We start from the raw sequence: 23,814 nt of genomic DNA on the forward strand, positions 1-23,814 counted from the left end.
ACGTTACCAGGCGAGTCTGAGCAGTATATTTTCCAGATAATTTAATAATGACCAGTTATGGGAATAGCTATTTTTACACTGTATTAATTATCCGGATGATCAGAGTTTTCAAAACGTGTTAAAAAATAATCCTAAATTAAACTCCCAGTGGTTTTTATTTCGCATGATGAAATATATGATGAGTGATTAATTTTGTGGGATTATTTTTTATGGCGAATAAAATAATCCTAAAATAGATGACTCATTATTTTTATTTTAATTTATCGTATTGTTTTTAAAGAATTTTATAATTTAAAATAAATAAAGTCCGTATCCGTATACTTTGCCAATCAAGATTGAACCTTTGTATTTTATTGTGAATAATTGATTTTGAAGTCGTGGTGGGGAATAAACCGTTAGCGCGTTTTTCATGTCGCTATGGTTTCTACTCAATTATTCAAATTAAAGGATTACAAATGAATCATCATAAAAAGGGTTTGTCTGTTTCAAAGTTAGCTGCCGCATGCTCATTGGCATTAATGGCTCAGGCATCCGCTTCGGATATTTCTAACACAAGCTATGAAACATTCTATTTTAATACGACCGATAACACGCCGTATTATCAGGGCTACGTTGGATTCAATAACGGGCAAGACCTCACGACGCAGGGCAATATCTCGCCGGGGATTAACAATGCTGTCGTTCGTGGTGTGATCTCGACCTATTATCTGAACGCCAATGCCAGCGAAAACGCACTGAACATCACCAACAGCACCGTCCGCGGCATGATCACTTCTCAGTGCATGACCACAAACTGCGCCGCAGATACCCTGACAAACGCGGGCGTACTGTCATTAACCGTTGATAATTCGACGATTGATGACACCTACGAGCATTACAATTATGTCAACAATGCCAACGTGGCGGGCAGCATTGATACTTACAATCTGGGCACTGCCATTACGCTGGACCAGCAAAGTAATATCGTTTTGCGTAATAACTCCCGTGTGGCGGGTATTACATTAACGCAGGGTTATGACTGGGCAGCAGATTCAGCAAATAACGGCACTTCGTTTAATAATAACGTGACAATCAGTGATTCCGCGCTGACGTCAGGTGCCTGGTCTGAGCTGGATAACTCAGGTTTCTACGGTCAGTCCGGCAAACCTTCTGATTACCATAATGGTACAGCGGGTTGGGATGATGTAGCGCTGGATGTCAGCGATTCTGCTGATGCCGTTCATTCGATGAAAACCAACGTGGTATTAGACCATTCCACCCTGACCGGCGATGTCGCATTTGCCAGTACCTTCAATGCGAATTTCTATCCGGCAGGGCATGACTCAAATGCGGATGGTACGCTGGATACCAATGGCGGCTACGCGCAGGATTCCCTGAATCAGGATGAATTAAACCTGACGCTGCAAAACGGCAGCAAATGGGTCGGCGCGGCCATGTCTTCGGTTGAATCGACGGCCACTTTATATGATGTGGCACCGAACAGTATTCTTCCTGAATCTGTTTACGACACCAGCGGCCACGTGGCAGGCAATCAGGTTTTCCAGAGCGGCCTGTTTAATGTCGCACTCGATACCGGTTCCCGGTGGGATACGCGCGGTAATTCCAATATCGACACGCTGACCGTGAATAACGGTTCGCTGGTGAATATTACCAACGTGTCTTCCTTGCTGGCGGATTCAGTTTCGCTCAACAATCTGTCCGGGCTGAACATCGCCAATGACGGTTTCGTGGCGACCGATACGCTGTCCCTCGACAACCAGAGCCAGGTTTCGCTGTTAAATGAAGGCGCAGAACTTTACGCAAACCAGATCACCGTTGACCGTCAGTCTCAGCTGAATTTAGGTCTGGGTCAGGTGGAAAGCCGCAATATGACGCTGGCAAACGGCGGCACATTCAACGTGGGAAGCCGTGCTTACATCCTGAATTCTGATCTGAATTCGACCGCAAGCCAGGTTCGTCAGGAGCAGGGTATCGTTGCCCTGAATTCTGATGGTCATCTGTCAGTGAATGGCGATGTGAACGGTAACTTCCGCGTCAATATCAACGACGCCACCGGCAAAGGCAGCGTTGCTGATTATAAAAACAAAGAAGTGATTCGTGTGTACGACAACAACACGGCCACTGCGGCAACGTTCACCGCCAACAATAAGGCCGATCTGGGTGCATACCGTTATGAAGCGAAACAGGCTGGCGACACCGTTGTTCTCAAACAACGTGGCCTGACCGATGCCGCCAATATCGCCCTGAGCATTCCGTCCGCGAACACCAACATCTGGAATCTTGAGCAGGATACGCTGGCAAACCGCTTGAGCGCTGGTCGTCATTCCGGTGATGCAGGCGGCGTGTGGGCGAGCTACACAGGCGGTAATTTCAATGCCGATGGCAGCACGGTTTCCTACGATCAGGACGTCAACGGCATCATGATCGGTGTCGATAAAATGATTGAGGGCGATGCTAAGTGGATGCTGGGTATGGCCGCAGGCTTCGCGAAGGGTGATGTTTCTCATAAGAGCGGCAGCCTGGATCAGGATACTCAATCTGCACGCGTGTACGCTTCTGCCCAATTCGACAACCATGTCTTCTTAGACAGCTCACTGAGCTACAGCCGCTTTAGCAACGACCTGACCAGCGGTATGAGCGACGGGCAGCATGTTACGGCTGACAACGCTACCGACGGCTGGGGCTTTGGTCTGAAACTGGGCTACGACTGGGCGTTCAACGAAAGCGGTTATGTCACGCCGTATGCCGCCATCAGCGGTCTGTTCCAGAACAACGACAGCTATAAAGTGAGCAACGGGATGAACGTGGGTAGCCAGTCTTACAACAGCCTGCGCTACGAAGCCGGTGTTGATGCGGGTTACACCTTCAATTACGGCAGCGAACAGTCTCTGACGCCGTTCGTGAAACTGGCATATGTCTACGATGACGCGGGCGATAACGATGCACGTATTAACGGTGACCGTATCGACAACAGCATGAACGGTTCTGCGGTTCGCGCAGGGGTTGGCGGTCAGTTCAACTTCAGCAAAAACTTCGCAACCTATGCCGATACTGCTCTGCTGAAAGGCGGGGATGTTGACCAGGACTGGTCTGCAAACGTCGGTGTGAAATACCGCTGGTAATATCGGGTAAACGTCAGAAACGTTTAACCTGATTGCCTGAAATACGACTCCGGGCATACTTCACAAGGCTGTGAGTATGCCTGTTCGCCAATAACCTTACTCAATCTTGTCGGTTTTATACTATGTCAGAAAAACCACTGGAAATACTTCAGCAACTTCATGACTGTTTAATGGCAGAAGGTGTCTCTTTTACTTTTAATAAAGGAGAAAAGATTCAAATTGAGCAGGAAGAAAAGGAAAATATTGTCTATTTCCTCGAGTCGGGCTGTGTGTTTATTTATAATGAAGAGAAAGAATGGCTTCTGGATGTCGTCGATTCCGCTATGTTACTGGGCGCATCGGGCATCGTTTTCAAAGAATACGAAGGTTCCTGTGCCGTTGCTGTTAACGTCTGCCAGGGGTTCTGGCTGACCGCCAGCCGGGCAAAAGCGCTGCTCAATCAGAGCAATCTCTGGTACGAACTGAGCATCTGGCTGAGCTATCTGGCCTTCTACCTGAAACACCGGGAATGTGATCTGTTAGGCTCAAACAACTATTGTATTGTCCGCGCGATGTTAATCCGTATGCAAAGGATCAGGCCTGAGGTTCGCCAAAAATTAGGCGTTCTGGAGTTTATCCAGCAGCGCTCCAAAATATCGCGCACCGTGATTGCAGAAATACTCTGTGAATTACGCAAGGGTAATTATATCGAGATGGACAAGGGGAAATTAATACAGATAAACCGTCTCCCGGCGAATTACTAATTTCTGACTGAATGTTATTGGCGTCAACACCGGTGAATTAAAATCAATCACAGAACGGGTAACCAAACCCGATAATAAAAAGCCTTTTTGCCCCGGAGTTTTTGCGCATTCCGGGGCATTTTTTTACGGGTCTACCGCTTCGCTTTATCCCGGCGCGGCCTCACCGCGATATCCGTAATCTGCGTATCGTCGCTGGCGCTGACCACCAGACGCACCGCCGCCGCGACCGATTCCGGCGTGCTGTATTCGCGCGGATCAATGGCGTCAAAATTGCCCTGACTTTCGCGGGTTTTGCGGTTCATCGGCGTATCCGTTGGCCCCGGCGCAACGGTGGAAACGCGCAAGCCGTGCTCCGTTTCTTCCTGACGCAACGCATGGGCTAGGGCGCTCAGTGCGAACTTAGAGGCACAATAGACCGTATTCCCGCCATCTGCTTTTGTCCCCGATCCCGAACCGATAAATACCACCTGACCTTCCTGTTTTCTCAGCGCCGGTAATGCCAGACGGGTGAACTCCGCTGGTGCGAAAACGTTGATAGAAAACTGCTTTTGCCACTCCTCCGGCGTCGCCTGTTCAAGGCGCAGTGGTTTGGAAATCGCCGCCGAATGTACCAGCACATCAATCACCGGTAACTCACGAACAAACTGCTCAACGGCACTGAAATCCAGCAGATCGATTTCAACCGCCTCCACGTTTTCGACCAGCCGCAGCGCAATCAGGCTGTCTTTATTACGCCCGAGCGCATAAACCTGATGATCGCGTGCCAGATTATGAACAATGGCCAGCCCGATACCGCTGGTTCCGCCGGTAACAACGGCGACAGGGAGTGAACTCATGATGTTTTCCTTGTGGTTTTTATTCAGGCTAACACCTGGCAGAGGTGCGATCGACGCACTTAATTGGCTTAGCATTTATGGCAGATGGGAAAGCGAATGATTCTCGATTGTAATGATAACTATTATCAATTATCATCCAATTGTGAATTTCTCGTCTGGTTATGTAACTTCCTATGTCCACCAACGTTGCCGTTTCCCCGGTTCGTGCTTTTGAAGCACTTTACAGCTCGCATCACCGCTGGCTGAAAAACTGGCTCCAGTTCAAACTGGGGTCCGCCAGTGACGCAGACGATCTGGCGCAGGACACCTTTATGCGCGTTCTCACCGGCAATACCGCACAGGAAATTCGCGAACCCAAATCCTTTTTATGTACCGTTGCCCGCCGCGTGATGGTGGATTTTTTCCGCCGCAACGCGCTGGAACGTGCGTATCTCGACATGCTGGCGCTGATGCCGGAAGAACAGATGCCGTCGCCCGAACAGCGGCAATGTCTGCTCGAAACCCTGCAACAAATCGATACGATGCTCGACGGGCTGGGCGAGAAAGTGCGTCAGGCATTTTTACTCTCACAGCTTGAAGGGCTGACGTATCCGGTGATCGCCGAACGTCTGAACGTGTCGGTCAGTTCGGTCAAAAAATACATGGCGAAAGCCACCGAACACTGCCTGCTGTTCAGCATAGAACACGGCTGATTCCGATGAATACGTCCCTGACCGATAACCAGCGCCTGTCGCTGAAAATAGCCGCGCAGTGGTTCGCCACCTTGTGCTCGGGCGAGGTCACGCCGCAGCAAAACCAGAAATGGCAGCAGTGGCTGGCGCAGGACGAAGATCATCGCTGGGCGTGGCAGCGCGTGGAATCGTTGCAGGGGCAACTGCACAATATGCCCGGTAAATTCAGTTATCAGACGCTTAACCATGCGCGCCAGCAGTCGGATGTCACCCGCCGCCGTGTTCTGAAAAGCCTGGTGGTGTTGCTCGGTCTGGGGGGGACATGGGAAGCCTGGCAGTCGTCCGCCGGGCAGGGTTTGCTGGCCGATGCGCGCACGTCTACCGGCGAAATCAAAACCCTGCGCCTGCCGGATAACTCACAGCTTTCGCTCAATACTGCCAGCGCCGCCGATATCCGTTTTACCGACACACTGCGTCTTATCCGCCTGCATCAGGGCGAAATCAGCATTATCACCGCGCGCGATAATCAGCCGGTTCCGCGGCCATTTCTGGTCGAAACGCAACAAGGTATGTTACGCGCGCTGGGCACGGAATTTATCGTGCGCCAGCAGGATGACGCCACGACGCTGAAGGTGCTCAAACACGCCGTGGAAATCACGTTGCGCGACCGGCCTGCGGGCGGTTTGCAAATCAGCGAAGGCCACGCGGTGCGCTTTACCGGCAGTGCTTTCGGTGATGTTACCGCGGTAACCGGCGGTGCAGGGAGCTGGACCCACGGCGTGCTGAGCGTCAGCGACTGGCGTCTGGCGGATGTGATTGCCGAGCTGGCCCGTTACCGCCACGGTCATCTGAGCTGCGACCCGTCAGTGGCTGATTTACGCATCAGCGGCACGTTCCCGCTGAAAGATACCGACAGCGTGCTGGAAATTCTTTCACGAACACTTCCCGTGAAAATTCAGACGGCTACGCGTTACTGGGTGAAAGTGGTGCCTGTGTAATGTCCCGGTAAAATTCTTCCCGCAAATAAAAATGATAAATAATCGCATTCGCGGTTGTCCCTTTTCTATTCTCATCCGACTCCTGAGTAACACCTAAAAAACTGCCTGAAAAATCACACAGTAAAAAACATAAAATCGGAGACGGTATGTCCATTTCACGCTCACGCGTTATTCGTTCTTTTCGCAAAACAACACCACTGGCGATTGCCATTCACTGTGCCATTCTTCCTGCCGCACTGCTGACGTCGCTGCCGGTAGCCGCCGCGGTGCAGTCTGCGTCTTATCAAATTGCGGCCGGGGATCTGGATACCGCGCTGAACCAGTTCGCGGCCAAAGCCGGGATTACGCTTTCTGTGGATGCCTCGCTGACGCGTGGAAAACACAGCAGCGGCTTGCAGGGGAGTTACACTGTCACTGATGGTCTGACGACGTTACTGGCAAACAGCGGGCTGGAAGCCAGACCGCTGGGCAATAATGCGTTCACTCTGGCGGTTATGCCTGCGCCGGTGCAGGTACCGGAATCCCTGACGGTGGTCGGAGACTGGCTGGCGGACGCGCGTGAAAACGATGTTTTTGAGCACGGCGGGGCGCGTGATGTGATCCGCCGTGAAGATTTTGTGAAGACCGGCGCGACAACCGTTCGTGAAGTGATGAACCGCATTCCGGGCGTCAATGCGCCGGAAAACAACGGTACCGGCAGCCATGACATGGCGATGAATTTCGGCATCCGTGGCCTGAACCCACGTCTCGCCAGCCGTTCAACCGTGCTGATGGACGGTATTCCGGTGCCGTTCGCGCCTTACGGCCAGCCGCAACTTTCCCTCGCGCCGGTTTCACTTGGCAACATGGATGCGGTGGACGTGGTGCGTGGCGGCGGTGCGGTGCGTTACGGACCGCAAAGCGTCGGCGGCGTGGTGAACTTTGTCACCCGCGCCATCCCGAAAGATTTCGGTATCGAAGCCGGCATGGAAGGGCTGCTCAGCCCGACGTCCAGCCAGAATGACCCGAAAGGCACCGGCAATCTGATGGTAGGCGGCACGGCGGATAACGGTCTCGGCGGCGCGCTGCTTTACTCCGGGACGCGCGGCAGCGACTGGCGCGAACACAGCGCCACCAAAATTGACGATGTGATGCTCAAAACCCGTTACGCGCCGAACGACGTCCACACGTTCAACAGCCTGCTGCAATATTACGAAGGCCGCGCGGAAATGCCGGGCGGTTTATCCCGTGCCGCGTATAACGCCGACCGTTTTCAGTCCACGCGCCCTTATGACGAATTCTGGGGCCGCCGCCAGCTGGCGAGTTTTGGCTATCAGTATCAGCCCGACCAGCAGCATAAATTCAATGTGCAAACGTTCTACACCTACACGCTGCGCAGCGGTTATCTCGATCAGGGTAAAAACCTGACGCTTTCCCCGCGCCAGTATTGGGTTCGCGGCGTTGAACCGCGCTACAGCCAGAGCTTCAACCTCGGCCAGACCGCGCATGAAGTGGGCGTCGGTTACCGTTATGTCAGCGAATCCACCCACGAATTGCGCTATTACAGCCCGGCCAAATCCGGCGTTCTGCCGACCGGCGACAGCCCGTATGACCGCGATACGCAATCCGGCACGCAGGCGAATGCGTTTTATGTTGATGACCGCATTGACGTCGGCGACTGGACCATCACGCCGGGCATGCGTTACGAGCACATTCACTCGTATCAGAACAACTACATCAAAGGCACCAGACAGGAAATCAGCTACAACGCGCCGCTGCCTGCTCTGAACGTCGTTTATCACATGAACGAGGCGTGGAATATTTATGCCAATACCGAAGGTTCTTTCGGCACGGTGCAGTACAGCCAGATTGGCAAAGCGGTGGACAGCGGCAGTATCGAGCCGGAAAAAGCCCGCACCTGGGAGCTGGGAACGCGCTTTGATAACAGCGTTGTGAAAGCGGAAGTCGGGCTGTTCCTGATCAACTTCAACAATCAGTACGACTCCAACCAGACCACGGACAGCGTCACCGCGCGCGGAAAAACCCGTCATACCGGTCTGGAAAGCCAGATTCGTTACGACCTCGCTGATTTGTCGCCAAAACTCGAAAACTTCTCCGCTTACGCCAGCTATGCGTATGTGAATGCCGTCATTCGTGAATCCGGCGATACGCAGGGCAACCAGGTACCGTTTTCCCCGAAAAACAAAGGCACGCTGGGGCTGGATTACACACCGGGCAACTGGTTCTTCAACGTCAACAGCGAATACCAGTCCGGCCAGTTTGCGGATAACGCCAACACCGTCGAAGAAAGTGCCGACGGCAGCACCGGTCGCATCCCCGGCTTCATGCTGTGGGGCGCCCGCGCCGGTTATCAGTTTGGCCCGGACATGGCGAACCTGAATCTGGCCTTCGGCGTGAAGAATATCTTCGACCACGAATACTTCACGCGTGCGTATGACGATAACAACAAAGGGATTTATGCCGGACAGCCACGCACGTTGTATATGCAGGGTTCCCTGAAATTCTGATGGTTTAAAACGCCGGGCTTAGCGTGACGACGCCCGGTTTTTCCCTTTTCACCCGCACAGAGGTCCTATGTCTTTCTTCTCCCGCTTTGCGCTTTTTATCGGTTTATGTTTTTCACTGGGCACCGCGCAGGCCGTGACGGTGACTGACCAGCAGGGCACTTTTACGCTCGATACGGCGCCTGAACGCGTCGTCGTTCTGGAGCTGTCTTTTGTGGATGCGCTGGCCGTGGTGGATGTCAGCCCGGTGGGCGTGGCCGATGATAACGACGCGGAACGTATTTTGCCGGAAGTGCGCCAGCGTATCAGCGCGTGGAAATCCGTCGGTACGCGATCGCAGCCGAGCCTCGAGGCGATTGCCGCGCTGAAACCGGATCTGATTATTGCCGACAGCAGCCGTCATGGCGGCATTTATGCCGCGCTGAAAGGGATTGCGCCGACGCTGATGCTGAAATCCCGCAACGAAACCTACACTGAGAACCTGGAATCGGCGGCGATCATCGGCAAAGTGCTGGGGAAAGACGCGCTGATGCAGCAGCGTCTGGCGGAACATCATCAGCGGATGCAGGCGTGTTCCAGTCAGTTACCGAAAGGCACGCAGGTGGTGTTCGGCACCTCGCGCGAACAGCAATTTAACCTGCATACGCGCGATTCCTACACCGGCAGCGTGCTGACCTCGCTCGGGCTGATTGTGCCGGAACCGGTGAATCAGCAGGCGCTGGCCAACATCAGTTTCGAGCAGTTGCTGGCGATCAACCCGGACTGGCTGATTGTCGCGCACTACCGTCAGGAAAGTATTGTGCGTGCATGGCAGGAGGATCCGCTCTGGCAAATGATGAAAGCCGTGCAAAAAAATCAGATTGCAGCGGTCGATGCTAACGTCTGGGCGAGAATGCGCGGGGTGTTTGCCGCTGAGCATATCGGCCATGACGTGGTGCAGATTCTGCATCATCAGGCGCCTGCCACCGCACCATGAAAGCGGTGAAAACGATCGTAACGGGGTGGCGCTGGACGCTGCCTCTGCTCATATTGAGCGTCATCTTCTGGCTGACGCTTTTTTGCCGTTCTGCGGTGCCGATTGGCGCGGTGGAATCTCTGCGCGCGCTGATGCCCGGCCCGCCTGCAACACTGGCGCAGGCGCTGGTGCTCAACCTGCGGTTACCGCGCAGCCTGGTGGCGATGTTGCTCGGTGCCAGCCTGGCGCTGGCGGGCAGCCTGCTGCAAACCCTGTCCCGCAATCCGCTGGCGTCTCCCTCGCTGTTTGGCATTAACGCCGGTGCATCGCTGGCGATGGTGGTGGTCAGCGCACTCAGCCCGCAGTTGTTTTCGGGGTTCAGCATTGCGCTGGTGGCAGCCGCTGGCGGCGGTATCAGCTGGAGCATGGTGATGCTGACTGGCGGCGGATGGCAACAGGCGGGTGACCGCAGCCGGTTGATCCTCGCCGGAGTGGCCGTGTCGGCGCTGTGCGCTGCGCTGGCAAAAGCGACGCTGATCCTCTCAGAAGATCACGCATACGGCATTCTCAACTGGCTGGCCGGAGGCGTCGCGCACGCCCGCTGGCCGGAGTTCTGGCATCTGTTCCCTTTCACCCTCATTATCGCGCCCTGGGTTTTGCTGCTTGCCGGCCGCCTCAACCTGTTACAGGTGAGTGATGAAAGCGCGCAGACGCTCGGCGTAAACCTGCCGCGCTTGCGGCTGATTATCAATCTTATGGTGTTATTGCTGGTCGGTGCCTGCGTCAGCGTCGCCGGGCCTCTGGCGTTTATCGGGCTGCTGGTCCCGCACATTTCCCGCTACTGGATTGGTTATGATTTACGCCGCATGTTGCCGGTGAGCATGATTTTTGGCGCAACGCTGATGCTGCTGGCGGATTTGCTGGCGCGTTTTCTGGCGTGGCCGGGTGAATTACCGGCAGGCGTAGTGCTGGCGCTGATTGGCGCGCCATTCTTTGTCTGGCTGGTGAGGACGCGCACATGACCCGGCAGTTCACGGTATTCACCGTTCTGACCAGCCTGTTGCTGCTGACCTTCGTGATTTCGCTGCGTTACGGCACGCACACGCTGACGTTTGAACAAATGCGTCTGGCGTTCGCACCCGCCGATGACAACCATTTTCCGCTGATCGAATATCGCCTGCCGCGCGCGCTGCTGGCGGTGCTGGTCGGTGCGGCGCTGGCGCTTTCCGGCGTACTGGTGCAGGGCATTATCCGCAATCCGCTGGCGTCGCCGGACATACTGGGCGTTAACCACGCCGCCGGACTGATGTCGGTCAGCGCGCTGATGCTGTTCCCCGCGCTTTCCGTGCTGTGGCTGCCGCCGCTGGCCTTTCTGGGTGGGATAGCCGCGTTTGTGTTGCTGCGCCTGATGTCCGGCCGTTCCGCGCCTTTGAAGCTGGCGTTGACCGGCATCGCGCTGACCGCATTTTACGCCAGCCTGACCGATTACCTGATGCTCTCGCGCCCGATGGAAATCAACAGCGCACTGCTGTGGCTGACCGGAAGTCTGTGGGGACGCGGCTGGAATTTCGTCGAAATCGTCGCGCCGTGGTTGCTGATATTACTGCCGCTCAGCCTTTGGTTCTGCCGCGATCTGGACGTTATGGCGCTCGGTGACGAAAGTGCCTCGACGCTGGGGATCCGCGTTTCCCGCGTACAGCGTCTGGTGTTATTGCTGGCCGTCGCACTGGCCGCCATCAGCGTTGCCGCCTGCGGCCCGGTCGGGTTTATCGGGCTGGTCGCACCGCATCTGACCCGTAAACTGGTCGGCGGAAGGCACCGCGTTTTGATCCCCGCGTCAATGCTTGTCGGGGCGCTGATTTTACTGCTGGCCGACGTGCTGGCGCGCACCCTGCATCCGCCGCTGGAGCTGCCTGCGGGCGTTTTAACGGCGGTGATAGGCGCACCGTATTTCTTCTGGCTTCTGATGAGAACCCACTGACTATGCAACTGAGTGCAGAAAATCTGTACGCCGGATACGGCAATAAATCCATTCTGAACGGACTGTCGGTGACCCTTCCGGCCGGAAAAATCACCGCGCTGATCGGCCCGAACGGCTGCGGAAAATCGACGCTGCTGAAATGTTTTTCCCGCCTGCTGACGCCGGAGTCCGGCACGTTGCGGCTGCAAGGAGACGATATTTCCCGGCTACATGGCCGCGCGCTTGCCCGTAAACTGGCGCTGTTGCCGCAACAACACGTCGCGCCGGAAGGGATCCGCGTGCGGGAACTGGTCGGCTATGGCCGGAGCCCGTGGCTGAATTTATGGGGCAGGCTGGGGGAGCAGGATCACGCGAGGGTCTCGCGCGCGATGCAAGAAACGAATATTGGTGATCTGGCCGAAAAATTAGTCAGCGAGCTCTCCGGCGGACAGCGTCAGCGCGTATTTCTGGCGATGGTACTGGCGCAGGATACGCCGCTTGTTTTGCTCGACGAGCCGACAACGTATCTCGATATCAGCCATCAGGTTGAGCTGATGAATTTACTGCGCCGCCAGAATCAGCAGGGCAAAACGGTGGTCGCTGTGCTGCATGACCTCAATCAGGCCAGCCGTTATTGCGATTATCTGGTCATGATGGCGGCCGGAAAAATAGTTGCACAAGGCTCGCCGGAAGCCGTAATGACGCCTGCGCTGCTGGCACAGGTCTTTGATATTGATGCGCAAATCCATCCCGAGCCGGTTTCCGGTATGCCGATGTGCATTGTGAAATAGTTTTTCATTTTTCGTTGTCATTGTTTTCTATCGACTTGTCTGTTTTGAACTACACTTTTTGCACCCCTACGCGCCAGAGAGCGCAAGACAAAGATAACGAGAAAAACACGATGATTATTTCTGCATCAACGGACTACCGCGCGGCGGCAAAAAGTAAATTGCCGCCATTTCTGTTTCACTACATCGACGGCGGCGCGTACAACGAACACACCCTGCGCCGCAACACTTCGGATCTGGCCGATATCGCCCTGCGCCAGCGCATCCTGAAAAACATGTCCGATCTCAGCCTTGAGACGCAACTGTTTGGCGAAAAACTGGCAATGCCAGTGGTGCTGGCACCGGTCGGCCTGACCGGCATGTACGCACGTCGTGGTGAAGTTCAGGCGGCGCGCGCGGCAGCCAAAAAAGGCATTCCGTTCACGCTTTCCACCGTTTCCGTTTGTCCGATTGAAGAAGTCGCACCGGCCATCGACCGCCCGATGTGGTTCCAGCTTTACGTCTTAAAAGATCGCGGATTTATGCGCAATGCGCTGGAACGCGCGCAGGCGGCAGGCGTGAAAACGCTGGTCTTTACCGTCGATATGCCGGTGCCCGGCGCACGTTATCGGGACGCTCATTCTGGTATGAGCGGCCCGAACGCCGCCGCGCGCCGCATGTTGCAGGCCGTTTTGCATCCGCAATGGGCGTGGGACGTCGGCGTAAACGGCAAACCGCATGACCTCGGCAACGTTTCAGCCTATCTCGGCAAACCGACCGGGCTGGAAGATTACATCGGCTGGCTGGGCACCAACTTTGACCCGTCGATATCGTGGAAAGATCTGGAGTGGATCCGGGAGTTCTGGAAAGGCCCGATGATCATCAAAGGCATTCTTGACCCGGAAGACGCCAGGGACGCCGTGCGGTTTGGCGCAGACGGCATCGTGGTATCGAACCACGGCGGCCGCCAGCTCGACGGCGTGCTTTCCACTGCGCACGCGCTGCCTGCCATCGCTGACGCCGTAAAAGGCGACATCACCATTCTCGCCGATTCCGGCATCCGCACCGGCCTGGACGTGGTCCGCATGATCGCGCTCGGCGCCGACAGCGTGCTGCTCGGGCGCGCCTTTGTCTACGCACTGGCCGCGGCAGGTGAGGCGGGCGTCATCAACCTGCTGACTCTGATTGAAAAAGAAATGCGCGTCGCCATGACGCTGACTGGCGCGAAATCTATTTCAGAAATCAGCGCCGAATCGCTGGTCTACGGGCGAAGCGTGCGGTGATTTGATGCCGGAAAGGCAGCGATAATGTTTGTGAGGTGTCGCTGTCTTTATTATTTATCTGCTTTTTGAATATCTCAATTTTCCAGATATCCATGGGAGAAATGCGTATAAGTAACGGCCTGTAAATGTGTCAGCATAGATTTGTCCGGGTTAATCCTCAGGGCGCCATCACCTCAATTAAAAAAGTTAATTTTAGGGAATGTCTATGCTGAAAAATATCGCTCTGCCGGTTTCTAAATCGCTTTCTTTTGCAGGTCGTCTCACGGCTGTTGCAGCATTGCTTTCCTCCTTGTCCGCCTGGGCGGCAGAGCCGTTGCGCGTGCAGGCCGATCCGGTCCCTCATGCGGAAATTCTGGCGTATGTGCAGAAAATCGACCCAAGTCTGAATCTCAAAGTGATCGAAATTCCGAGCGGGGTGAATCCGAATGAATTGCTGGCGCACGGCGATGTGGATGCCAACTATTTCCAGCACGTGCCGTATTTGCTGTCGCAGGAAAAGGCGCTGAAAGAGAAGTTTGAAGTCGCCGCGACGGTGCATATCGAGCCGCTCGGCGTATATTCCAGCCGTCACAAAAGCTATGCGGAAGTGCCGCAAAATGGCACCGTTGCCGTCCCGAATAACGAAACCAATCTCAGCCGCGCGTTGTATTTACTGCAAAGTCAGGGGCTGATTACGCTGAAACCGGGCTTCACCGATCCGGCGAAAAATCAGGCCACGCCGCGTGATATCGCCACCAACCCGAAAAACCTGAAGATTCTGGAAGTCGAATCCCCGCAAATCCCGCGTTCATTACCGGATGTCGATCTGGCGGTCATTAACGGCAACTTCGCGCTGGAAGCCGGGCTGAGCCCGGCAAAAGACGCGCTGGGGCTGGAGAAAGCGAAGGGAAATCCTTACGCGAATATTCTGGTGACGACCGAAAAACTTAAAAATGATCCACGGATTAAGCAACTGGCGAAAGATCTCGAATCGCCGCAGGTCGCAGAGTTTATTAAAGAGAAGTTTAAAGGATCGGTGTTACCGGTGGCGGCTGCGAAAAGTTGATTTTTGGGCTCGCCGCCCAGGCTGGCTTTTAGGTCAAAACCGTGGGCGCCGGCCCACACCGGGTTAAGGAGCGTAAACGCGCTCCTTAATTTTTTAACTGCGCGCTGCCGCTCACCGTCCCGGTTATACCCGATACGGCGAGCATCTGCGAGCCAAAATCAGAAGCTATAACTCGCTGTCACCGACACATTTCTCGGCTCGCCGTACACCACGTACTGGCTGACACTCGTGTCATATTCTTTGTCGAACAGGTTGTTCACGTTGGCCTGAACGGCGAGTTGTTTCGTGACCTGATAACGGCTGAAGAGATTAACCACGGTGTAGCTGCCTTGCTCGGCGTAACGGGTGCCGTTGCCGCTTGGGCCCGGCACATCCTGCCAGACGTGAGTCTGCCAGTTCGCGCCGCCGCCGACGGTCAGATCCTGCAACATCGGCAGACGATAGCTGGTGAACAGTTTCAGCTGCGTGCGCGGCAGTTGCGGGTTAACCGCGTCGCTGTTCTCGTCTTCGGCAATGTAACGGGTGCCGCCGAACGTCATCTGCCAGTTGTCGGTCAGCGTGCCATTCAGTTCGAATTCAATCCCGCGGCTCACCGTGCCGTTTTTGCCTTCGTACGCCGTATCGGTCGAGCCTTCGATGGTGCGGCCGGTACTTTGCGCGACGTTATCGAGTTCCGCACGGAACACCGCAACGGATGCGGTCAGGCGGCTGTTGAACCAGTCGGATTTCACGCCCGCTTCGTAGTTTTTGCCGATTACCGGCGACAGATACGCGCCGTTGATATCGCGGTAAGTCTGCGGCTGGAATACCGACGTGTAACTGGCGTAGGTTGACCAGGTATCATTGATGTCGAACACCAGACCGGCGTACGGCGTGATGTTGTTCTTCTCAATCTGAGCCGTCAGGGTGTCAGAATTCCAGTTGGTGTAACGCGCGCCGACAATCAGATGCAGCGGATCGGCCAGCGAAAGACGCGTGGCGACGTACGCGGATTTCTGGCGGATAACATCCCGCTCAGCCAGAGAACGCGGACCCCAGTCAGTTTCCGGGAACTGGCTGTTGTAGTCGTTAAAGTTACCCAGCTCTTCGGTCGAAATATTGGCGAATGCGCTGTAATAGGTATTTTGTTGTTTGGAATAACTCACGCCGGTCATCAGTTCATGCTGACGGCCAAACAGTTCGTACGGGCCGCTGGCAAAGGCGTCCACGCCATCGACTTTACGTTTACCGGTGTTGTAGCCGGTCCCCGCGACGACCGGATAACCGGCATAAGCGGATTCGCCCACGCCGGTGGTTTTATCGAATGTCCCGTCGATGTACATCATTTTGCTGTCGATAAGGGATTCAGTATGCGTGCCGTTCAGCGTGGCCTGCCAGCCGTTATCGAAGGACTGTTTCAGGGTGGTGAAAAGTTTGGTGGTCTCTTTATTGCTGTAAGCCCAGTCCGGCGCGGAGTTGAAACCACGGCGGTAATCGGTTTTGCTGCCGTCGAGATACCAGCGCGGCATGCCGCCCCAGGTCGGGCTGTCGGTATTCGTTTGCTGGAATTCGTAGCCCGCGGAAAGCAGGGTGGAATCGGTCAGGTCGGCATCAACCGTGGCGTAGACGAATTTTTTGGTCGCGCCGTAACGCTCAACGTAGCTGTTCTGATCCTGATATCCGGTGATCAGGCGGCCACGCACACTGCCGGAGGCATTCAGCGGAGTAGACAAATCAGCCACGTAACGCTGTTTGTTCCAGCTGCCGTAAGTCGCGGAAACATTGCCGGTGAATTCTTTGCTGTCGGCGTGTTTACGCACCTGGTTGACAGAAGCGGACGGGTTGCCCGGGCCGGTCATCAGGCCGGTTGCGCCGCGCACCACTTCGATGCGTTCGAACAGTGCGGTGTCGGACTGGGAATCGCCCAGATCCCAGCGCGGGTCGAAGGTGGTCGGAATGCCATCGACCATGTAGTTATCGATTAAAAAGCCACGTGCGTAATAGGTGCGACGGTCAAGATCCGAGACGCTTTCCTGAATGCCGGTGGTGTTTTTCAGTACATCACCCAGCGTTTGCAGTTGCTGATCCTGCATACGTTGTTTGCTGATGATGCTCACGGACTGCGGAATGTCGCGCGTGGTCAGCGCCATTTTGGTGCCCGCGGTGGTGACCGGTACGCTGTAATCGGTAGCGGCAGTGTCGGTAACCGCCGCGTTATTTTGGCCGGTCACGACGACCGTATCGTCGGTTTTATTCGCCGTAGTTTCGGCGGCAAAAGCAGAATGTAAAGAAGACGAAATAAAAACAGCCATAACAGAAAGTGAAAGTTTCTGTCCTAAATTATTATTCCTGCCACGGATTGATTTAACTGAATTTTTCCCTGAAACGGATACCATTTATTAATCTCCGAAAGATTATTTTATATTTTATTAGCCACAACTTTTAGATATTTATAACGCTTTAAAAGGGTGAACAAGACCCGCCGGGATCCCCCGAAAAAGAGGGCCGGAATGGTGGAGTGCAAACTTAGTTAATAAAGCGAATGAGAATAATACGCATTGGGTTTAGCGGTGTAAATAAATATTACCATTCTGTAATAGTGAGTTTTCTTTTCTCATTTTTAGCCATTAAGAAATCTAGACATCTAAACGTTCGTTTTGTAGAGTGTCATTCACCTGATGAATTACTGTTTGATTCAGTTAAGAAAATTTCGAGGCGGTGACACAATGATCAGTAACATTAAAATTCTCGATGGCGGAATGGGCCGTGAACTGGCCCGGATGGGCGCGCCGTTCCGTCAGCCGGAATGGTCGGCGCTGGCGCTGATCCAGGCACCGGAATTTGTGCGTAAAGCGCATGACGCTTTTATTGCAGCCGGTTCCGACGTGATCACCACCAACAGCTACGCCGTTGTCCCTTTCCATGTGGGTGAAACCGTCTTTGCGGAGCAGGGCGCAGCGCTGATTGCGCTGTCCGGAAAACTGGCGCGCGAAGCCGCTGATGCGGCAAAAACGCCGGTGAAAGTGGCGGGTTCCCTGCCGCCGGTTCTGGGTTCTTATCGCCCGGATCTCTTCGAGCCCGTTGCGGCGAAAGCACTGCTGACCGTGCTGGTGGAGAATCTCAAAGACACCGTGGATTACTGGCTGGCCGAAACGCAAAGTTCAGTCGCCGAAGTTGAAGCAGTGCGCGAAGTGCTGACAGATGTGCTGGGCGATGACCGGCGTCCTCTGTGGTTCTCGTTCACCTTGCAGGATCAGCTTACCGGTGACGGCCACGCGCTGCTGCGCTCCGGCGAATCCATCGAGCAGGCGGTTGACGCCGCGCAGCGTTTATCCGCCAGCGCGATTTTGTTCAACTGTAGCCGCCCGGAAGTGATGGCCGCCGCCGTTCGTGCGGCACGCGCCGCAAACACCTCTTTTGATATCGGCGTTTATGCCAACGCTTTCGAGCCCGCGGATAACAAACGCGGTGCGAATGAAGGGTTAAGCAAAATGCGTCAGGACACCGATCCTGCCGGATATCTGCAATTTGCCGAAGACTGGGTAGCGCAGGGCGCAACGATGGTTGGCGGCTGCTGCGGTATCGGGCCGGAACACATCGCGGCATTGAAAAACGCATTCAGCCAATAAAATCAAAAACATTTCAGCCGCACGCCGGACTGAATTTTGGGGCGTGATCGCCTCAGTGACAGGGGAAAAACATGATTGATCGTCGTTCGTTTATTAAAAGTGCGGGGGCACTTTCCATCGCAGCCGCCACGCATTCATTGTGGCTGGGCAACGCATTTGCCGCCGACGCTGAGAAGCCGAAAAAAGGCGGGCACCTGGTGGTGGGCGTGGATAACGCGTCCAGCACCGACCGTCTGGATCCGGCATTCTGGTTCGAAACGTACATGTATTTTGTCGGCTCACAGGTTTTCAACAACCTGGTGGAAATCGACGAAAGCGCCGGGCTTGCCCCCTCGCTGGCGGAATCCTGGTCATCTGCCGATGGCAGCAAAACCTGGGTGCTGAAAATCCGTCAGGGCGTGCAGTTCCACGATGGCCGCTCGCTGGGCGCGAAAGACGTGGTCTATTCCCTTAATCACCACCGCGGCGAGAAATCCACATCGCCGGTAAAAGGTTATCTGGACACCGTCAGTTCCATTGAAGCGACCGGCGAACACGAAGTGACGATCAAACTGACCGCCGCCGATGTGGAATTTGTCTGGCTGCTGAGCGCGGTGCATTTTGCGATCACCGCCGAAAATGAAAACTTCGACAAAGGCATCGGCACAGGCGCGTTCATTCTGGAGAAATTCCAGCCGGGGGTAACCACGCTGACCAAACGCAATCCGAATTACTGGAACAGCGAACGCGGGCATGTTGATTCCGTCGAAACGCTGGCGATGAACGATTCCACGGCGCGCGTGGCGGCGCTGGTCAGCGGCTCTGCGCACCTGATTAACCGCGTGAATCCGCGCATTGTCAGCCGTATCGAGCGCATGCCGAACCTGAAACTGGTGCGTGCGAAAGACAGCATGATTTACACCTTCCCGGGGCTGTCGAATCTGGCGCCGTTTGATAACGTCGATGGCCGTCTGGCGCTGAAATATGCCATTAACCGTCAGCAGATTATCGACACGGTATTGGGCGGATACGGCACTGTTGCCAACGATAATCCTATTTTCCCGTCGAACCGCTACTTTGCGAAAGACATCCCGCAGCGTCCGTATGATCCTGAAAAAGCCCAGTTCCACTGGAAGAAATCCGGGTTCAGCGGCCCGCTGACGCTTAACGTGGCCGACGCCGGTTTCCCGGGCGCGGTTGATGCCGGTCAGCTTTATCAGCAATCTGCGGCGAAAGCCGGGATCAACCTCAACGTGGTTCGCGTGCCGGATGACGCGTTCTGGAATGATATCTGGCAGAAAAAAGCGTTTGTGTCGTCTAACTGGGCGAACCGTCCGACCGCCGATGCGCTGCTTTCTCTGGTGTTTACCAGCCAGTCTTCGTGGAATGAATCGGCCTGGCACGTTCCGGCCTTCGATGCGATGGTGAAAGCCGCGCGCGGGGAGCCGGATGAAGCGCGCCGTAAGCAGATTTACCACGATATTCAGGTGATGCTGGTCGATCAGGGTAGCGAAGTCATTCCGCTGTACGCCGACGCGCTTGACGGCTGCTCATCCAAAATCAAAGGATTCACCTCTGTGCCGGGAATGCCGCTGAGCGGTAACCGCGCGGCAGAGAAAATCTGGATCGAAAGCTGAGCCGGGTAAAAGAATAATGTCAGAACTTCCTTCTGTAAAAATACCTCAACGGCCCGCGGGCCGTTTTTCGCTGAACCCTGTTTCACCAGACGGCTCGCTTTTGCGCATGGTGCTGGTGCGTTTGTTTTATGGCGTGCTGGTGGTGCTGGCGGTTTCCGTGCTGATTTTTGCCGGTGTGCAGTTGCTGCCGGGCAACGCGGCCACCGCCATTCTCGGCCAGAGCGCGACGCCGGATGCCATCCGCGAACTGAACTTGCAACTCGGGCTGGATAAGCCGGCGGCGAGCCGCTATCTGAGCTGGCTGTCCGGCGTACTGCACGGCGATTTCGGTACCAGTTTCTCCACACGCGAGGCCATCAGCGGCCCGCTGTTTACGCGGCTTGGTAATACGCTGTTTCTGGCGGGATGCACCGCCGCCATCGCGGTTCCGCTGGCGCTAATCATCGGGTTTATTTCCGTGCGTTATCACGGCAGCGTTATCGATACTTTCCTTAATGCCATCACCCGCGCCACCGTTGCGCTGCCGGAATTTTTCTCCGGTTATCTGCTGATCCTGATTTTCGCCATCACGCTGGCGTGGGCACCGAGCAACAGCAGTATCTCGCCGGACATGCCGCTGGCCGCCAAACTTTCTGCAATCTCACTGCCGTGCGCTACCCTGGTGCTGGCGATCCTCGGGCACATGAGCAACATGACCCGCGCCGCGCTGATTGCCGCGCAAAGCTCCGCGTATGTGGATACCGCGCTGCTGAAAGGGCTGTCGCCGTCGCGCATTTTGTGGCGTCACGTTCTGCCCAACGCCATCGGCCCGATTATCAACGTCGTGGCGATCAATCTGGCGTATCTGATGGTCGGCGTGGTGATTGTCGAGAACGTCTTTGTGTATCCGGGGCTGGGGCAATACATGGTCGACAGCATCAGCAAACGCGACATTCCGGTGATGCAGGATTGCGCGCTGTTGCTGGCCGGGATTTATATCCTGCTGAATTTGCTGGCCGACGTGATGGCGCTGGTCGCCAATCCGCGTTTACGCCATAACCGCTAAATTTTAGGAATTGCTGCAATGCCTGCCTTAAAACCTGCCTCGATCCTTGGCCTGCTGGTGCTGATTCTCTTTGTTCTTATCGCGATTTTTGCGCCGTGGCTGGCGCCGCACGCACCGGATCAGACACTGGGCATGTCGTGGGATCTGCCGGGACCCAATGCGCTGCTCGGCACCGACAATCTCGGGCGTGATCTGCTTTCACGCCTTATCTGGGGCACCCGTGTTTCGCTGGGCGTTACCGCGCTGGCGGCGCTGGTGGCCTTTTCGGTCGGCTGCACGTTGGGCTTTATCGCCGGATTGCGCGGCGGCTGGCTGGATCAGGTGATTTCCCGCTGCAACGACATCGTGATGGCGATCCCGACACTGATTCTGGCGCTGATCGTGCTGGCCGTCTTGCCGAAAACCTTGCTGACCCTGACGCTGGTTCTCGGGCTGCTGGAATCCACCCGCGTGCTGCGCGTGGCACGTTCGCTGGCGACGGATATCGGCGTGATGGAGTTTGTCGATGTGGCGCGCCTGCGCGGAGAAAGCCTCGGCTGGATCCTCCGGCGGGTGATTTTGCCTAACGCCTTACAGACGCTGATTGCCGAATTTGGCCTGCGCTTTATTTTCATTTTGCTGTTCCTCTCGGCGCTGTCGTTCCTTGGTCTTGGCGTTCAGCCGCCGACCGCCGACTGGGGCGGGCTGGCGCGGGATAATAAAGACGGCATTCTGTTTGGCGTTTGGGCGGCGCTGATCCCCGGCGGGGCGATTGCGGTGCTGGCGCTGGCGGTAAATGCCGTCGCCGACTGGCTGATGAGCGGTTCGACCCGCATCTGGGGGAAAAAAGCATGAGCGATGTTTTACTCAAAACAGAAAATTTGCGCGTGGTGTCCGCCGGTAAAAATCCGCGGACGCTGGTGGATGACGTGTCTTTTACCGTGAAACGCGGCGAAGTGCTGGGGCTGATTGGTGAATCCGGCGCGGGGAAATCCACTATCGGGCTGGCAATTCTCGGCCATTGTCGTCAGGGAATGCGTATTCATTCCGGCAGCATTGTCTTTAACGGGCAGGATCTCACGGCGTTGTCTGACCGGCGTTTACGGCAGATCCGTGGTCGCCATATTGCGTATGTGGCGCAGTCCGCCGGTGCGGCGTTTAACCCGGCGATTACCCTGGGTGAACAGGTGATTGAAGCGGCACTGAAACACAAAATCTATGACCGCCAGCAGGCACAGGCGCGCGCCATTGAACTGTTTGAACAGCTCGGTTTGCCGCAGCCGCAGGCGTTTTATCAGCGTTATCCGCATCAGGTTTCCGGCGGTCAGTTGCAGCGGGCGATGATTGCGATGGCGCTGTGCGCCAGTCCCGAACTGCTGATCTTCGATGAGCCGACGACGGCGCTGGATGTCACCACGCAGCTTGGCGTGCTGAAAGCCATTGCCGATGTGATCCGCATTTCCGGCGTGGCGGCTATTTACATCAGCCACGATCTGGCCGTTGTCGCGCAAATCAGCGACAAGATTATGGTGTTGCAGCACGGCAAAACGGTGGAACAGGCACCGGCCGCGCAACTGCTGGCGCGGCCGCAACAGGAATACACCCGGCGTCTGCTGAATGCGCAGGGCGAAACCAAAACGCCGCAAACCGGCGAGGCACCGGTGGCGCTAAGTCTGCGCAATATCAGCGCGCGTTATCAGGCGCAGCCGGTCTTACAGGATATTTCCCTGAATTTGCCGCGTGGCCGGACGCTGGCGGTGATCGGCGAATCCGGTTCGGGGAAATCAACGCTCGGCAAAGTGATTTGCGGGTTACTCAGCCCGGAAACGGGGAAAGTGACGCTGGAACAGCAAACGCTGCCTGCCGGTCTGCGTCAGCGCAGCCGCCCGCAGTTGCGCGATGTGCAGCTGATTCATCAGATCCCCGATACCGCGCTGAACCCGAAAGAGCGCATTGGCGGGCAGATTTCCCGCGTGCTGGAATGTTTTACTTCGCTGAACCGCCCGGAACGGCAGGCCAAAGTCAGCGAACTGCTGGCACAGGTCGGGCTGCATGCGGAGCTGGCGGAGCGTTATCCTGCGGCACTTTCCGGCGGCCAGAAGCAGCGCGTGTGTATCGCGCGTGCGCTGGCGGCGGAGCCGAAACTGATTGTGTGCGACGAACCGACGTCCGCGTTAGACCCGCTGGTGGCGCGCGAGGTGCTGGCACTGCTGCGTAAAATCCAGCACGACACCGGCATTGCGTACCTCTTTATCACGCATGATTTGCAGGTGGTGCGCGAGATTGCTGATGAAGTGGCGGTACTGAAGCAAGGCGTGATTGTGCGTCAGGGGCCGGTAGCATCCGCACTGAGCGAACCGCTGGACGATTACACCCGCGAGTTGCTGCATTCCGTACCGGAAATGCGCACCGGCTGGCTGGCGGAAATGTTCGTCAGCGCGTAAAGCGGCCTCCCCTGAAAAGGGGAGGCGTAAATCGCAATTCCATTTTTGTACAGTTACAAACCTTTCTGATTCATTTCTCTTTACACTTCCCTAATAATTCATTCACTAAAGATCTCTTTATTTGTACCGATAACCTTCCTGAACATTAAATATTTCTAAGAGTTTTATTCCCGCGTCAAAAAATTAATTTGAGATAAGGGTTTACGGATTATTTAAAAAAATAAACAGTGATTTCGCT

General features: G+C 55.5%; 18 protein-coding genes. 16 read left to right on the forward strand and 2 right to left on the reverse strand.

From position 1 onward, the window contains the following. Nucleotides 1-455 precede the first annotated feature (455 nt). Together M2403_RS14520 and M2403_RS14525 are read left to right on the forward strand one after the other, a co-directional pair. Nucleotides 456-3,122 (forward strand): autotransporter outer membrane beta-barrel domain-containing protein, encoded by a 2,667-nt coding sequence (locus tag M2403_RS14520; RefSeq protein WP_259229733.1) that lies wholly within the window; start codon nucleotides 456-458, stop codon nucleotides 3,120-3,122. A 122-nt stretch (nucleotides 3,123-3,244) separates the two neighbouring features. Further along, nucleotides 3,245-3,865 carry a helix-turn-helix domain-containing protein gene (locus tag M2403_RS14525; protein ID WP_165060156.1) on the forward strand — a complete coding sequence of 207 codons (621 nt, stop codon included), beginning with the start codon at nucleotides 3,245-3,247 and terminating at the stop codon, nucleotides 3,863-3,865. Nucleotides 3,866-3,996: 131 nt separating this feature from the next. Here M2403_RS14525 and M2403_RS14530 read toward each other — a convergent pair whose 3' ends face one another. Beyond that, nucleotides 3,997-4,701 (reverse strand): SDR family oxidoreductase, encoded by a 705-nt coding sequence (locus M2403_RS14530; protein WP_165060159.1) that lies wholly within the window; start codon nucleotides 4,699-4,701, stop codon nucleotides 3,997-3,999. A gap of 173 nt (nucleotides 4,702-4,874) precedes the next feature. On the opposite strand from M2403_RS14530, the gene fecI reads away from it, so the two are divergent. The 9 genes from fecI to M2403_RS14575 all read left to right on the forward strand — a co-directional run bounded on the left by fecI (nucleotide 4,875) and on the right by M2403_RS14575 (nucleotide 14,884). Next, entirely contained in the window at nucleotides 4,875-5,393 is a 519-nt protein-coding gene (gene fecI / locus M2403_RS14535) for a ferric citrate uptake sigma factor FecI (protein WP_259229735.1), read from the forward strand. Between the two features lie 5 nt (nucleotides 5,394-5,398). Further along, entirely contained in the window at nucleotides 5,399-6,370 is a 972-nt protein-coding gene (gene fecR / locus M2403_RS14540) for a ferric citrate uptake sigma factor regulator FecR (protein ID WP_259229736.1), read from the forward strand. 146 nt (nucleotides 6,371-6,516) lie between these two features. Beyond that, on the forward strand, nucleotides 6,517-8,877 hold the full coding sequence (fecA, locus tag M2403_RS14545) for a TonB-dependent Fe(3+) dicitrate receptor FecA (RefSeq protein ID WP_259229737.1): 2,361 nt from the start codon (nucleotides 6,517-6,519) through the stop codon (nucleotides 8,875-8,877). A gap of 67 nt (nucleotides 8,878-8,944) precedes the next feature. Continuing rightward, complete coding sequence (locus M2403_RS14550; RefSeq protein WP_259229738.1) at nucleotides 8,945-9,850, forward strand: Fe(3+) dicitrate ABC transporter substrate-binding protein FecB; 906 nt, start codon at nucleotides 8,945-8,947, stop codon at nucleotides 9,848-9,850. Then, nucleotides 9,847-10,851 carry an iron-dicitrate ABC transporter permease FecC gene (gene fecC / locus M2403_RS14555; RefSeq protein ID WP_259229739.1) on the forward strand — a complete coding sequence of 335 codons (1,005 nt, stop codon included), beginning with the start codon at nucleotides 9,847-9,849 and terminating at the stop codon, nucleotides 10,849-10,851. The genes M2403_RS14550 and fecC overlap by 4 nt, the downstream gene beginning before the upstream one ends. Beyond that, nucleotides 10,848-11,810 carry a Fe(3+) dicitrate ABC transporter permease subunit FecD gene (gene fecD, locus M2403_RS14560; RefSeq protein WP_259229740.1) on the forward strand — a complete coding sequence of 321 codons (963 nt, stop codon included), beginning with the start codon at nucleotides 10,848-10,850 and terminating at the stop codon, nucleotides 11,808-11,810. Before fecC ends, fecD begins: the two co-directional genes overlap by 4 nt. Before the next feature lie 2 nt (nucleotides 11,811-11,812). Continuing rightward, on the forward strand, nucleotides 11,813-12,580 hold the full coding sequence (gene fecE / locus M2403_RS14565) for a Fe(3+) dicitrate ABC transporter ATP-binding protein FecE (protein WP_152326573.1): 768 nt from the start codon (nucleotides 11,813-11,815) through the stop codon (nucleotides 12,578-12,580). Nucleotides 12,581-12,690: 110 nt separating this feature from the next. After that, nucleotides 12,691-13,839, forward strand: coding sequence for an FMN-dependent L-lactate dehydrogenase LldD (gene lldD, locus M2403_RS14570; protein WP_152326572.1), 1,149 nt, complete (start codon nucleotides 12,691-12,693; stop codon nucleotides 13,837-13,839). A 205-nt stretch (nucleotides 13,840-14,044) separates the two neighbouring features. After that, nucleotides 14,045-14,884 carry a MetQ/NlpA family ABC transporter substrate-binding protein gene (locus M2403_RS14575; protein WP_165060178.1) on the forward strand — a complete coding sequence of 280 codons (840 nt, stop codon included), beginning with the start codon at nucleotides 14,045-14,047 and terminating at the stop codon, nucleotides 14,882-14,884. 158 nt (nucleotides 14,885-15,042) lie between these two features. Here the strand turns inward: M2403_RS14575 and fhuE are convergent, their stop codons facing one another. Next, a complete protein-coding gene (fhuE, locus tag M2403_RS14580) occupies nucleotides 15,043-17,259 on the reverse strand; it encodes a ferric-rhodotorulic acid/ferric-coprogen receptor FhuE (protein WP_259229744.1) in 2,217 nt (738 codons plus the stop codon). Between the two features lie 330 nt (nucleotides 17,260-17,589). On the opposite strand from fhuE, the gene M2403_RS14585 reads away from it, so the two are divergent. The 5 genes from M2403_RS14585 (at nucleotide 17,590) to M2403_RS14605 (ending at nucleotide 23,576) form a co-directional block, all read left to right on the forward strand. Continuing rightward, nucleotides 17,590-18,492, forward strand: coding sequence for a homocysteine S-methyltransferase family protein (locus M2403_RS14585; RefSeq protein WP_259229745.1), 903 nt, complete (start codon nucleotides 17,590-17,592; stop codon nucleotides 18,490-18,492). Nucleotides 18,493-18,566: 74 nt separating this feature from the next. Beyond that, complete coding sequence (locus M2403_RS14590; protein WP_259230165.1) at nucleotides 18,567-20,108, forward strand: ABC transporter substrate-binding protein; 1,542 nt, start codon at nucleotides 18,567-18,569, stop codon at nucleotides 20,106-20,108. A 106-nt stretch (nucleotides 20,109-20,214) separates the two neighbouring features. After that, nucleotides 20,215-21,153 carry an ABC transporter permease gene (locus tag M2403_RS14595; RefSeq protein ID WP_152323953.1) on the forward strand — a complete coding sequence of 313 codons (939 nt, stop codon included), beginning with the start codon at nucleotides 20,215-20,217 and terminating at the stop codon, nucleotides 21,151-21,153. Between the two features lie 18 nt (nucleotides 21,154-21,171). After that, nucleotides 21,172-21,987: an ABC transporter permease gene (locus tag M2403_RS14600; RefSeq protein ID WP_259229746.1), complete on the forward strand. Its 816-nt coding sequence runs from the start codon at nucleotides 21,172-21,174 to the stop codon at nucleotides 21,985-21,987. Then, nucleotides 21,984-23,576 carry an ABC transporter ATP-binding protein gene (locus M2403_RS14605; protein WP_259229747.1) on the forward strand — a complete coding sequence of 531 codons (1,593 nt, stop codon included), beginning with the start codon at nucleotides 21,984-21,986 and terminating at the stop codon, nucleotides 23,574-23,576. Before M2403_RS14600 ends, M2403_RS14605 begins: the two co-directional genes overlap by 4 nt. The last annotated feature ends 238 nt before the right edge of the window (nucleotides 23,577-23,814 follow it).

Source organism: Rahnella sp. BIGb0603 (assembly GCF_024808755.1).
Taxonomy (GTDB): domain Bacteria; phylum Pseudomonadota; class Gammaproteobacteria; order Enterobacterales; family Enterobacteriaceae; genus Rahnella; species Rahnella contaminans.